Source organism: Nonomuraea sp. NPDC050786 (assembly GCF_040654115.1).
Taxonomy (GTDB): domain Bacteria; phylum Actinomycetota; class Actinomycetes; order Streptosporangiales; family Streptosporangiaceae; genus Nonomuraea.
Genome location: NZ_JBFAHJ010000017.1, coordinates 56,468 through 69,086 on the forward strand (window position 1 = coordinate 56,468; position 12,619 = coordinate 69,086).

8 protein-coding genes are annotated in these 12,619 nt (G+C 70.2%); 5 read left to right on the forward strand and 3 right to left on the reverse strand.

The features are described 5' to 3' along the window. Positions 1 to 180: 180 nt before the first annotated feature. The 3 genes from AB0H84_RS28145 to AB0H84_RS28155 are packed head-to-tail and all read left to right on the forward strand — an operon-like array spanning position 181 to position 4,821. A complete protein-coding gene (locus AB0H84_RS28145) occupies positions 181 to 753 on the forward strand; it encodes an RNA polymerase sigma factor (RefSeq protein WP_357610299.1) in 573 nt (190 codons plus the stop codon). Continuing rightward, positions 746 to 1,627 carry a CU044_5270 family protein gene (locus AB0H84_RS28150; protein WP_357610302.1) on the forward strand — a complete coding sequence of 294 codons (882 nt, stop codon included), beginning with the start codon at positions 746 to 748 and terminating at the stop codon, positions 1,625 to 1,627. The genes AB0H84_RS28145 and AB0H84_RS28150 overlap by 8 nt, the downstream gene beginning before the upstream one ends. A gap of 29 nt (positions 1,628 to 1,656) precedes the next feature. Next, positions 1,657 to 4,821 (forward strand): S8 family serine peptidase, encoded by a 3,165-nt coding sequence (locus AB0H84_RS28155; RefSeq protein ID WP_357610305.1) that lies wholly within the window; start codon positions 1,657 to 1,659, stop codon positions 4,819 to 4,821. 16 nt (positions 4,822 to 4,837) lie between these two features. Here AB0H84_RS28155 and AB0H84_RS28160 read toward each other — a convergent pair whose 3' ends face one another. Next, positions 4,838 to 6,025, reverse strand: coding sequence for a cytochrome P450 (locus AB0H84_RS28160; RefSeq protein WP_357610308.1), 1,188 nt, complete (start codon positions 6,023 to 6,025; stop codon positions 4,838 to 4,840). 87 nt (positions 6,026 to 6,112) lie between these two features. Then, positions 6,113 to 6,673: a TetR family transcriptional regulator gene (locus AB0H84_RS28165; RefSeq protein WP_357610311.1), complete on the reverse strand. Its 561-nt coding sequence runs from the start codon at positions 6,671 to 6,673 to the stop codon at positions 6,113 to 6,115. A 184-nt stretch (positions 6,674 to 6,857) separates the two neighbouring features. Here AB0H84_RS28165 and AB0H84_RS28170 point away from each other — a divergent pair, with 184 nt between their 5' ends. Further along, positions 6,858 to 7,310: a hypothetical protein gene (locus AB0H84_RS28170; RefSeq protein ID WP_357610314.1), complete on the forward strand. Its 453-nt coding sequence runs from the start codon at positions 6,858 to 6,860 to the stop codon at positions 7,308 to 7,310. A 117-nt stretch (positions 7,311 to 7,427) separates the two neighbouring features. Here the strand turns inward: AB0H84_RS28170 and AB0H84_RS28175 are convergent, their stop codons facing one another. After that, on the reverse strand, positions 7,428 to 8,399 hold the full coding sequence (locus AB0H84_RS28175; protein WP_357610317.1) for a Gfo/Idh/MocA family oxidoreductase: 972 nt from the start codon (positions 8,397 to 8,399) through the stop codon (positions 7,428 to 7,430). Between the two features lie 260 nt (positions 8,400 to 8,659). Here AB0H84_RS28175 and AB0H84_RS28180 point away from each other — a divergent pair, with 260 nt between their 5' ends. Then, positions 8,660 to 12,601, forward strand: coding sequence for a metallophosphoesterase (locus AB0H84_RS28180; RefSeq protein ID WP_357610320.1), 3,942 nt, complete (start codon positions 8,660 to 8,662; stop codon positions 12,599 to 12,601). Positions 12,602 to 12,619 lie beyond the last annotated feature (18 nt).

The window sequence follows — 12,619 nt, forward strand, 5'->3', positions numbered from 1 at the left end:
GCACGTACGGGCGCGTGATCAGCGTACGTCGCCGTCCGCCGTCTCCAACAGCACCCGCGCCTCCCACGGGCCGGGTCGCTCCGGCTCTCCGCGCCCCGGGAAGACGATCCCGGCTTGCGGCGAAGGATGGATGATCGCTGTTCACCATTCGGAAGGCACACTTATGACGGAGACGGGAACGTGACCGCCGACGTAGGCGAGCGGGTGACCGACGCCGAGCTCGTGGCCGGGTACCGGCGGAACCCCGAGCTGTTCACTGCGGTCCACGACCGTTATTTCCGCGACATCTACCTGTACGTGGCAGGCCGCCTGGACATCCAGGTGGCCGAGGACATCACGGCCGAGACATTCTTGCTGGCCTTCGACCGGCGCGACCGGTTCGACCCGGAACGCGGGGGACTGCGGCCCTGGCTGTTCGGCTTCGCCACCAACCTGGTGGCCAGACACCGCCGCAAAGAGGCACGCCACTACCGGGCGCTGGCTCAGCTGCCCCCCGAATCCGCCGTGGAGGGACACGAGAACCGGGTCGTCACCTCTGTCGCGGCTCAGCGCATGCAGCCGCACCTGGCCAAGGCGCTCGCCGCGCTGACCAGCGGCGAGCGCGACGTGCTGCTGCTCGTGGCGCTGGCCCAGCTCAGCTACGACGAGGTGGCACAGGCCCTCGGCATCTCCACCGGCACGGTGGGCTCACGGCTGAGCCGGGCCCGCGCGAAGATCCACGCCCTGATCGACAAGGAGACCGTTCATGAATGACCTGGAAGAGCTCGCCGCTCTGCTGGCCAAGCCGGAGCCGTCCGCCGAGACGGCGGCCCGCAGCAGGAGCCGGCTCCACGGCAGGACGCGTGGCCGCGCGCGAAGGCGTATCGGCTGGCTCGCGCCGGCAACCGCGCTGGCCGCCGCCGCGGCCGTGACCGCGGTCGTGGTCTCCACGGGGGCGACGACGACCGGCGGCACAGTGGCGGTGACGGCGACGACCGCCGGTGCATCGGCCTCTGCCAGGGAGATCCTGCTCGTGGCCGCCGCGAGCGCGGCACGCACGCCGCAGGGCTCCGGGACGTACTGGCATGTCAAGCGTGAGTGGCTGAACATGGACGTTCCGCCGATAGAGAGCTGGACCGGGCGCGACGGCAAGCGCTGGTCCAAGAACCAGCCGGAAGACCCTCCCGGCGCCGTCGTACGAGACCAGGCCTCGTGGTTCATGCTCAAGGGCGCCAAGGCGAGCTTCGAGGACCTCGAAAGCCTGCCGACAGATCCCGAGGCGTTGAAGGCGTGGATCGCCGAGCGCAAGGGGCGCGAGAGCGACATGTCCCTCTCCGAACAGCGCGACGAACCGGTCTATCCCCTCATCGCGCTGATCACAGAGCTCCCGGTGCCGTCGAAGGTCCGTTCCGCGGCGTTCCAGGCGCTCGCCGCGCTGCCGGGAGTCCAGAACGCAGGCGCCGTCGAAGGCGGGCAGGAACTGCGGATCTCTGATCCTGACGGTCATCGGGAGATCAAGCTGGTCATCGATCCCGAGACCTCTCGTGTGACTCGCACCAACCTCCTCCTTGGCGACGACGGAAGCCTAGGGATGAGCAAGGGACTCATCTCAGTGACCACCGACTGGACGGACCAGGTTCCCCAGTAGCGTCCATCTCCGCACAGACGAGGTAGATCATGACTTTAGGCAAGTCGTTCCTCGCCGCTCTCCTGGCGGGGACGGTCGGCGTGACGCCGGCACCGGCACCACAGGCCCCAGCTCAGCACCTCAACGGCGTGACCCTGATCACCGGTGACCGGGTCGTGGTCATGGGCCGGGGGCACCGCGTCGAGCCCGGGCCGGGCAGGGAGGTGGAGTTCTCGAGCCAGGTGCGCGGAGGCCACCTGTACGTGATCCCTTCCGACGCCATGCCGCTGATCGCCCAGGGCGTGCTGGACCAGCGGTTGTTCGACGTCACCCAGCTGCTGGCCTGGCACTACGACGACGCCGACACTCCGGACATCCCCGTCATCTCGCAGGGGACCACCGGTCCGCAGGGCTACCGGCGGGTCCGGCAGCTGTCCAGCCTCGGGATGAACGCGGCACGCGTGCCCAAGGCCAGCGCCGCCCAGACATGGCGGGAGCTCACCGGGGCCCGCACGCTGGCGGCGGGCCGTACCAAGCTCTGGCTGGACGGCCGCAGGTCCTTCTCGCTGGACGAGAGCGTCAAGCAGATCGGCGCCCCGCAGGCGTGGCAGCAGGGCTTAACGGGCAAGGGCGTCACCGTCGCGGTCCTCGACTCCGGCTACGACCCCGACCACCCGGACCTCAAGGACGCGGTCGCGCAGGAGCGTAACTTCAGCGACGAACCCGATATCCGCGACGGCCTCGGCCACGGCACCCACGTCGCCTCGATCGTGGCGGGCCGGGGTGCGAAGTACCGAGGAGTGGCGCCGGAGGCGCGGCTGGCCATCGGCAAGGTGGGCGGTCCGCTGGGCCCGACGGACTCGGCCATCCTCGCCGGCATGGAATGGGCGGCCGTCGAGGTCAAGGCCAAGGTCGTCAACATGAGCTTCGGCGACACGGACAGCCCGGACCTGGACCCGCTGGAGCAGGCGGTCAACAAACTGTCCGAGCAGACCGGCACGCTGTTCGTCGCCGCGGCGGGCAACCAAGGCGGCGACCGTACGGTGGTCAGCCCCGGCAGCGCCGAGGCGGCGCTGACCGTCGGCGCGGTGGACAAGCAGGGCCGCATGGCGTACTTCTCCAGCCGAGGGCCACGCGTGAGCGATCACGCCATCAAACCGGATGTGACCGCGCCGGGCGTGAACATCGTGGCCGCCGCGGCGGCGGGCACCGCCGACGGTCTCTACCAGACGATGAGCGGCACCTCGATGGCCTCCCCGCACGTTGCGGGAGCGGCGGCGATCCTGGCTCAGCGCCGTCCCGACTGGACGGGCGCGCAGCTGAAGGCCGCGCTGATCGGCAGCGCCGCGTCGGCCCAGGACGTGCCGCTCTACCAGCAGGGGGCCGGGCTGATCGACTTGAAGCGCGTGCTCGCGCAGCCCATCACCGCCGATCAGGGCAACCTGTGGGCCGCCTTCCCCTGGAACGGCTCCGGCGAGCGGGTGGCGACCAAGACGATCACCTACTCCAACGACGGTGACGCTCCGGTCAGCCTCGATCTGACGGCCGACGGCGGGGTGCTGAAGCTGTCGGCCGCTCGGCTGGAGGTCCCGGCCAAGGGCAAGGCGTCGGTCACGCTCACCATCGACGCGGCCGGTAAGGCTCCGGGCGACTACCCGGGAACGGTCACGGCCAGGTCGGGCGAGACGGTGGTGCGCACGCTGGCCGGCGCCTACGTCGAGCCGGAGTCGTACGACGTCACCATCACCGCCCTGGGCAAGCAGGGCCAGCCGGTCAACCCCTGGGACAGCCAGATCTACGACGCCAAGACCGGGACCGTCCATGTCCCCGCCTTCCGCGACGGCGTGGCCAAGGTCCGGCTGCCCGAGGGTGACTGGAATGTCTACACCGAGATCATGGAGAAGGTCGACAGCACGTACGTCCGGACCCTCGCCGACTCCCCGCTGCTGGTCGACGGCGCCGACCAGCGGCTGACGGTGGACGCCCGTCAAGGCAGACAGGCCAAGGTCACCCTCGACGACCCGACCGCCACGCCCAGGCGCGGCTACGACTACAGACTGGCCCATGGCGCGTGGAACCGCTGGGTGCTCACCGGTGGCGACGTCAACTCCGGGCTCTTCGTCGTCCCCGTCCGCCGGGCCGGCCTGACCTGGACGCTGATGACCACGTGGCTCAGCAAGGACGTCACCCCCAGCCCGTACGTCTACAGCCTCGTCGACCAGCGCACCGACGGCCTCCCCGAAGACCCTGTCCACAGCGTGAGGCAGCGGGACCTGGCCAAGATCACCGCGACCTACCGGGCCTCCGGAGTGGCTGCCACGGGCTCCCCGCAGGCCGGGCCGGACTTCGCCGGCGAGTCCCCGGGCTTCGTCCTCGGACCGCTGGTCGACGACATTCCCCTGCCGGGCACGCTCATCCACTACCGGACCCCGGGATTGACCTACCAGAGCGGGCTCCAGGTCGGCACCTCGCTGATCTTCGACGGAGGCAGGCGCGCCGAGCGCGGCGAGACCAAGGAGGTCTGGAACGCGGCGGTCACCGGGCCGTCGTTCCTGCTGCCGGGCGGTAGCCGCACCGGGAACAAGCTGACCTTCTCCGCGGTGGGGCTGTTCTCCGACGGCGCTCCGGGGAGGTCGGGCTCGGACCTCGCCGCCAGCGGCGCCGCCACCCTGGCGAAGAACGGGCAGGTGCTGGCCACGGCCCAGCTCGCCGACTGCGACGTCTACCAGACGGAAGGGTGCGAGCTCCGCGCCGACCTGCCCGCCGGGGCCGGCGCGTACACGCTGACCGCGTCGATGCGCAGGCAGGTCCCGTACTCGGCGCTGTCCACCCGGGTGGAGTCGGTGTGGACGTTCCGCTCCGCGGCCACGGCCAAGGAGCAGCCGCTGCCGCTGATGGCGGTCCGCTACAGCCCCTCGGGCCTGGACGCGTCGAACCGCGCCGCACCGGGCAGCTTGACCCGCCTGCCCCTACGGGTCGAACGCAACCCCGGCTCCGCGCAGGTGGAGGTCACGGCGGTACGGCTGGAGATGTCCGTCGACGACGGCGCGAACTGGCGCGCGGTCGCGGTCGCCCGCACCGGCTCGGGCTGGACGGCGGTGCTGCCGAACCCGCGTACGGCCGGCTTCGTCTCCCTCCGTGCCGCGGTGGCCGACTCGGCGGGCGCCCGGCTGACCCAGACGATCGTCCGCGCGTACGCCGTTGGCGGACCTTGATGATCGTCGCCCATGGCTACCACGTCACCGGCAACCGGCGCACGCCGTAAATGGTCATGTCCGTGCGCATCGGCACCGTTCCCGACGGGGTGGCCAGCCGCAGGTCCGGGAACCGGTCGAACAGCGCCCGGTACGCCACGCGCAGCTCGATCCGGGCCAGCTGATGCCCCAGGCACTGGTGGATGCCGTGGCCGAAGGCGAGGTGCCCCGTGGGGGCGGGTCTGGTGACGTCGAGGGTCTCCGGGTCGGGGAAGCGTTCGGGGTCCCGGTTGGCAGCGGGGATCGACAGCGTGACCACGTCCCCCTTCCTGATGGTCCGCCCCTCGATCTCGACGTCCTCCAGCGCCGCCCGGAGCGGTCCGAGGTGGGCGACGGAGAGGTGGCGCAGGAGCTCTTCCACGGCGCCGTCCCACCGCGAGGGGTGCTCGCGGAGCGCGGCGAGCTGGCCCGGGTTCTCCAGCAGCACGTACGTGCCGAGGCCGAGCATGCTCGACGTGGTCTCGTGCCCGGCGACCAGGAGCAGCAGCCCGGCGCCCGCCACCTCCTCCAGGGTCAGGCCGCCGTCGGCGATCAGGCCGCTGAGCAGGTCGTCCGCCGGCTGTGCCTGCTTCCTTCCGGCCAGGTCGTACAGGTAGCCGAACAGGGAGGCCGTGGCCGTGGCAACCTCCTCCTGGGTCGATCCGATGCGCAGCGCCGTGGCGGAGTCGTGCTGGAAGCGTTCGCGCTCCGCGTACGGGACGCCCAGCAGCTCGCAGATCACGAGTGACGGCACGGGGAGGGCGAACTCGCGCACCAGGTCAGCGGGCGCGCCGCCGCGCTCCATGGCGTCCAGGACCTCCTCGGTGATCCGTTCGATCTCGGGCTCGAGCGCGTTCAGCCTGCGCACGGTGAACTGGGCGGCCAGCCGGCGGCGGAAGCGGGTGTGGTCGGGCGGATCCATCTGCAGGAAGAAGCCGGGCGGCTGGACGAAGCTCTCCGGGTTCAGCCCTTCCCAGGCGATCGGCCAGCGCAGCCGCCGGAGCTCGCTGCTGAACCGCGGGTCGGCCAGCACGGCCCGCACCGCCCGATAACCGGTCACGAGCCAGCCCCGATGGCCGCCCGGATAGCTCATGGGCCGGACGGGCGCCTCCTCGCGCCAGCGGCGCAGCGCCTCGGGCGGGTCGAACGGCGACGGGCGCTCCGTCGGAAAGGTCACCTCGGTCATGGATTTCTCCTCTACAGGCGTAGATGGCTCTACGTATGTAGAGTACCCGCGGCAAGCGCCGGTGCCGTCGGCGGGACGTGGGCAGGATCAGGCGAGGCCGGCGGCGGCCAGCAGGGTGCGGATCCGGGGCAGCAGGTCAGGGCCCTCGGCGGGCCGGTCGCCCTGGCGGAGGAGGTGATCGAGGACCAGGCCGTCGGCGTACGCGATGAGATCACCCGCCAGCCGCTCGGCATCGGCCACGCCCGAGTCGTCCAGCACGCGGATCACCATGTCACGCAGCCGGGCGCGCCCGGCCAGCAGCGCGTCCCGCAGCTCCGGGCGGCGCGTGGCCTCCAGGGACAGCTCGTAGCGGGCGAGCTGGCGTTCGCGGCCGGCGGTGAGCCACTGCCCGACCAGCTCGGCCGCGGCTTCCACCAGATCGTCCCGATCGGTCAGGGACGACTCCATCGCGGTGAGCTCGGCGGCGGTGTGGTCGGCCAGCCGTTCGACGGTCGCGAGCAGGAGCGCCTGGCGGGTCCTGAAGTAGTACGAGGTGGAGCCTTCCGGCAGGCCGGCCGCCCGGTCCACGGCGCGGTGGGTCAGGCCGCGCATGCCCTGCGCCGCGAGCAGCCCGATCGCCACGTCGGCGATCTCCTGTCTTCTGGACATCCGCCGAGTCTAGAGCCTGCCGGCGCGGGCGCTCGGGTGTGCCGCGACCAAGTCGCCGCCACCGTCGCGACCGTCACGGTGCTTCCATTGCACGAAGGCATTTATTTCCCGATGCCCTGTCCGCTAAATGTCCGGTCGCTGCCCTGGCCCCGCACCATCGGATGCCGGAACATTATGAGCAGCGGTGATCGGGGTCATCGCAAATCATTGCAATCCCAACCGGGTATCGCGCGGAGGTTTTATGAGAACGAGGTCGAATTCCCGCCGCTCCGTTCGCCGGAGCATCATCGGCGCAGCGCTTGGCGTGCTGTTCGCCGGCACTGTAGCCACCGTCGGCGCGCCGCCCGCATCGGCCGAAAGCGATGGCTGGATGTGGATCGGCGTAAGTGCGGATAATCGAGTCGACGTCCAGCAGAACGCCGGGGTCAACGGAACCTATCACATAGACATCTGGTACGCCGCAACCGGTGCGCGGTACGGCGGAACCGGTGACTACTATTACTCGGGCGGCACCAGGGGACAGAAGTTCGGCTCGCATGCGTCGGTCGCCGGGAAACGGCTCTGCGCCAAGCTCTGGTATTACAATCCTAATACCAGGGACTGGGAATCTCACGGCCTTCCCTGCCACACCTACTGATACCGGTGGCTGCACAGCACATGGGCTGATCCAGCATCGCGAAACGGCCTGCCCGCTTTCTGGGCGAGCACCGGCGGCTCGAGGTCGACGGCCACCGCGGCCCCGGGAGCATCCGCGTTACGCTCGCCGGGGCGACAATCCGGCCGCGCGATAGATGGCGTCGATGACCGACATGTTCGCGACGGAGTCGGCGGGCGGGGTGAGGTTGCCTGTTCCAGTGCGCACCGCCGACTCGAAGGCACGCAACTGGCAGGTGTAGGTGGCGTCGCCGGCGACCTTCTCGCGCCGGCTGACGCCGTCCACCGTGTACGCCACCCGGTGGAAGAACTGCGGCGCGACGAAGTTGCTCACCCGCATCTCTCCGCGCGTGCCGCGCACCCGTACACCGATCTTGAGCAGCATTCCCGACCACATCGACGAGTGCACCCGCCCGGAGGCTCCCGAGGGGAAGCGCAGGGCGGCGCTCATGGCGCGGTCGACGCCCGGCGAGCGCTCCAGCGCCCGCGCCTCGACGACCGCCGGCTCTCCACCGCCCAGCAGTCTGGCCACATGCACGGCGTACGACCCGGCGTCCATCATCGACCCGCCCGCCAGCTCCAGCGAGTAGCGAATGTCGGAGAAGCGCGGCAGCGGGAAGCACATCCACGCCTCCACCAGGCGCAGCTCGCCCAGCTCCGCCACGATCTCCCGCATGCGCTCGGCCAGCGGGTGGTAGCGGTAGTGGAACGCCTCCATCACCACCGTGCCGCTCTTCTCCGCGGCCTCGGCCACCTCGCGCGCCTCGGCCTCGTTCGAGGTGAACGGCTTCTCGCACAGGACGTGCTTGCCCGCCTCCAGCGCCCGGAGCGTCCAGGGGGCGTGCAGGGCGTTGGGCAGCGGGTTGTAGATCGCGTCGAGCGACTGGTCGGCGATCAGTTCGTCGTATGAGGCGTGGACCCTGGGGATGCCGTGCTTGGCGGCGAACGCCTCGGCCCTTGACCGGTCGCGGGCGGCGACGGCGGCGACCTCGACTCCCGGTACGAGGCGGCCGGGATTGACCAGGGCGGCCGGCGCGATCCGCGCGGCACCCAGAACTCCGATGCGCAGCATAGGCCGATCGTAAGTCGTCATCCGCCATCGTGATCGTGCTGCCCGGCCCTGGACAGGCGGGGGAATGCGACCCTGTTGTTCCTGTTTCAGGACAAATGACCAGAATGAGTGGATAGTTTTCCTTCCCGTCTTTCTCCCCATGCACTCCGTTCACTCGTGCGCTCCAAAGTGTCCGCCCGAGAGCACGCCGCCTTATCGGCTGCTTATGCACGACATGGAAGGGACTGCACCTGATGCAGCCAATGGCAGCACGAAACCTCTTGGGCGGCTTACGGAGCCGAGGACGTCTCGCCGCGGTCGTCGCGGCCGCGGCGCTGCTCGCCGGCAGCCTCGTGACCGCGGCGTACGCCGACCCGGGACAGGGCGAGCAGGACCGGGGACGGCCCACCCCGACGCCGACCGCCTCCCAGAGCCCTCCGACGCTCACCCCGGCCGGCGGCTCGTACCTCGAGGGCACGGTGAAGGTCGCGGCCGTCCCGACGGCGGCCGGTGACAGCGTCGCGAAACTCGCCGTCGACGACACCGCGCTCGACGCCACCCGGACGGTGGGCGTCTCCAAGCTCGGCTTCGACGTCGGCACGAACTCGACGGAGGCCCAGTACCACAGCTACGTGCTGGTCAACGGGGCGTACCGCAGCGACATCGGCGACCACGTGAACGAGCGGGTGACGATGGACATCCCGAACGAGCACCTCGTCAAGGGAGAGAACACCGTCGAGATCGTCGTCGGGACGATCCAGTCGTCGTGCGGCACCAACTACGACGACTTCGTGCTGTCCGACGTGGGCCTCGAGCTGCTCGGCGAGGTCGCGGACGGCGAGGACAACCCGTACACCTTCTCCTTCGGCGACGGCAGCTGCGGCACGAACACCACGCTGCTGAAGCGCGCCACGCTCAAGTTCTTCGTCCAGGGCGACCCGCAGGGCACCACCGGTCTCACCGCGGACGTGGACACCGCCAAGCTGGCCAACGGCGAGCACGCCATCACCGCCACGACCGCGGCCGGCGTGACCGTCAAGAACACCGTGACCGTGAACAACGCCGCGGCCGGGGCGCCGCGGCTGCTGCCCACGGACGGCACGCTCGTGGCAGGCACCAAGGCGGTCTTCGCCACGCTCCCGGCCGGCGGCGAGGGCGCCGTCAAGTCCCTCACCGTCGACGGCGCCGAACCCGCCACGAAGCCCACGCTCGGCAACGGCGCCGCCAAGCTCGCCTTCGACGTGGGCGCGGACCCGATCGAGGACAAGTTCGACAACTTCCTGCTGGTCAACGGCAAGCGCATCGACCTGGGCGGCTCCTGGGCGAACCAGCGGGTGACCGTCGCCGTCCCGGCCCGCTTCCTGGTGCCGGGCGACAACACGATCAAGGTCGTCACCGGGGACTACAAGGAGTCCTGCGGCAACAACCGCGACGACTTCACGATCGCCGGCCTCGGCCTCACCCTGGACGGCGCCACCGTGACCGGCCAGGACATCAAGCCGTCGTACGAGATGGGCGACGGCACCTGCGGCAGCGGCCAGACCCTCCTCCGCGAGGCCGAGCTGCGCTACACGATCGACGCCCCGGCGGCGCACGTCGTCGAGACGCTCGGCTCGGGCGACGCCACCCTCAGCTTCAACGTGGGCAGCAACTCGATCGAGGCGCGCTACCAGAACTTCGTGCTCGTCAACGGCCAGAAGGTCGTCCTCGACGGCGACTTCGTGAGCAGGCGCGTCGATCTCACGATCCCGGACGAGTTCCTGGTGCCCGGCTGGAACACGATCGACTTCGTGGCCGGCACGTTCCCGACGTCGTGCGGAAAGAACCGGGACGACTTCACGATCTCGAACATCGCCCTCACCCCGGCGAAGGGCACGGCGACCGGCCAGATGCTCAAGTCCTCGTACGGCATGGGCGACGGCAACTGCGGCGACAACGTGAACCCGCTCACCGAGATCGACCTCGAGTTCCTCGTGGACGCGCCGGCCCGCGGCCTGCGCGCCGACCTCGACACCACGGCCATCAAGGACGGCAAGCACACCCTGGCCGCCGCCGCGGCCACGGGCGAGGTCGCCACCCGCGTCCTGATCAGCGACAACTCGGCGCCGAAGGTCGCGAGGAGCGTCCCCGCCGCGGATGCGAAGATCACCGCCTCGGTCGTCCTGGACGTCAAGCTCGAGGACGCCTCGGGCGTCGTGTCCGGGCCGGACATCAAGCTCGACGGCCGGCCGATCCAGCTGGGCGCCCAGGTGGGTCCGGGGCTGCGCGCCGGCAAGCACACCCTGGCCGTGACCGGCGCCGACGGGCTCGGCAACACCGCGATCCGTGAGATCGTGTTCGAGTCCGCCGGCATCCCCGACGTCCCCGCCGAGCTGACCCCGGCGCTGGGGGCCGTCGACGTGTCGGACCCCGTCAAGCTCTCGGCGAAGGTGGCCGAGCCCGACGGCGGAGCGGTGACGGCGACGTTCTCGCAGGCCGAGATCCTCACCCCGAACGAGGTGTTCCAGGGCACGGCCGCATCCGTCCCGACGACCCTGCGGGTCCCGGGCGAGCAGCGCGTCAAGGCGGGCGCGCTCGAGCCCGCCGACGGCAAGACGCTCGACGCGCCCGCCGGCCAGGACCTCGTCTACCAGCGGTACGACGTCCGGGTCGAAGGGCACGTGGACTCCCCGGTCCTGCGCTGGGAGGGCGTCATCGACCCCGAGCGCCTGGCGTCGCTGCGCGTGTGGAACACCAGGACCAAGGCATGGGACCTCCTGACGAGCGCCCGCGGCGCCGCCCAGGGCAGGACCGTCCTCACGGCCGTCGTCGACCGGGGGTACGTCGACAAGCAGCAGGTCCACGTGATGGTGACGGGCGAGGACCCGTTCGCCGACGACATCGAGCCCGGCGACCCGAACGGCTTCGCCGACCCCGCGAGCTACGACTTCTCGATCGTCCACTACACCGACACGCAGTACCTCTCCGAGGGCGCGGTGGAGCAGGAGACCCCCGAGGAGCGCGGTGTGTGGGAGTCCGGCTACTCCAAGGTCATGGAGTGGATCAAGGAGAACAAGGACCAGCGCAAGATCTCGTACGTCGCCCACACCGGCGACATCATCGAGAACAACATCCGCAAGCCCGCCGACGAGGCCACGCAGAAGCAGGTCGCCGGCGAGTTCGAGCTCTCCTCGAAGCTGCAGAAGGTGCTGGACGACGCGGGCATCCCCAACGGCGTCATCGCCGGCAACCACGACAACCAGTCCGGCACCGAGGTCGGCCCCGGCGCGATCTACAACAAGTACTACGGCCCCAGCCGGTACCAGGACTCCTCCCAGGGCTGGCAGCACGCCAAGTACGGCGGGCCGTGGAAGGAGGGCGACAACCAGAACCACTACGATCTGTTCTCCGCGGGCGGCCTGGACTTCGTCGTGGTCGGCCTGTCGTACGGCGTGACGAGGGACGAGGCCGAATGGGCCGACTCCGTCTTCAAGAAGTACGCCAACCGCAACGGCATCCTGCTCTCCCACGACTACCTGGTGCCGAGCACCAACCCCGACGGGCGCGGCACCGGATTCTCCGCCCCCGACGGCTCGATGCTGTACAAGACGGTGGTCGAGAAGAACCCGAACGTCTTCCTCATCCTCGCCGGGCACGAGCACGGCGTGGGCACCAACGTGAAGCCGAAGGTCGGCCAGGTCGGCAACGGCGTGGTCGAGCTCCTGGCCGACTACCAGTTCTACACGGTGTCGGCCGACCGCCTGGGGCTCACCCAGATCGGCGGGTACAACCCGGAGGACCAGCTCCAGTTCGGCGCGAGCTTCTTCCGGCTGCTCCAGTTCGACGTCAAGCGGGCGGAGCTGAGCGTGGACACGTACTCGCCGCTGCTCGGCGACTTCGGCGCCACCGAGTTCGACCCGCTGCGCCGCTACGACGGGCGCGAGGACAACATGGTGCTGCCGGTCGATCTCACCTCCCGTACGACGACGTTCCAGAGTGACTCGCTGGCGCTCTACAAGCCCACGCGGACCATCGGCAGGAGCACGGTCGCCTCCGGCCAGGTCGCCTCGGTGACCTGGGACCGGCTGAAGGACGACACGGCCTACGCCTGGTTCGTCACGGCGAGGTCCGAGGGCGGCGGCGTGACCGCCTCCGAGCCGAGCGTCTTCGTCACCAAGGACGAGCACGGCAGGCCGGGCACGTGGGGGCCTGACTCACCCATGTACCACTGGTTCAACCGCTAGCCCGGCACCGCCGCCCCG

Coding starts and splice junctions, on each gene's coding strand:
- AB0H84_RS28150 (WP_357610302.1), top strand. CDS start 746: ATGAATGACCTGGAAGAGCTCGCCGCTCTGCTGGCCAAGCCGGAGCCG.
- AB0H84_RS28155 (WP_357610305.1), top strand. CDS start 1,657: ATGACTTTAGGCAAGTCGTTCCTCGCCGCTCTCCTGGCGGGGACGGTC.
- AB0H84_RS28160 (WP_357610308.1), bottom strand. CDS start 6,025: ATGACCGAGGTGACCTTTCCGACGGAGCGCCCGTCGCCGTTCGACCCG.
- AB0H84_RS28165 (WP_357610311.1), bottom strand. CDS start 6,673: ATGTCCAGAAGACAGGAGATCGCCGACGTGGCGATCGGGCTGCTCGCG.
- AB0H84_RS28175 (WP_357610317.1), bottom strand. CDS start 8,399: ATGCTGCGCATCGGAGTTCTGGGTGCCGCGCGGATCGCGCCGGCCGCC.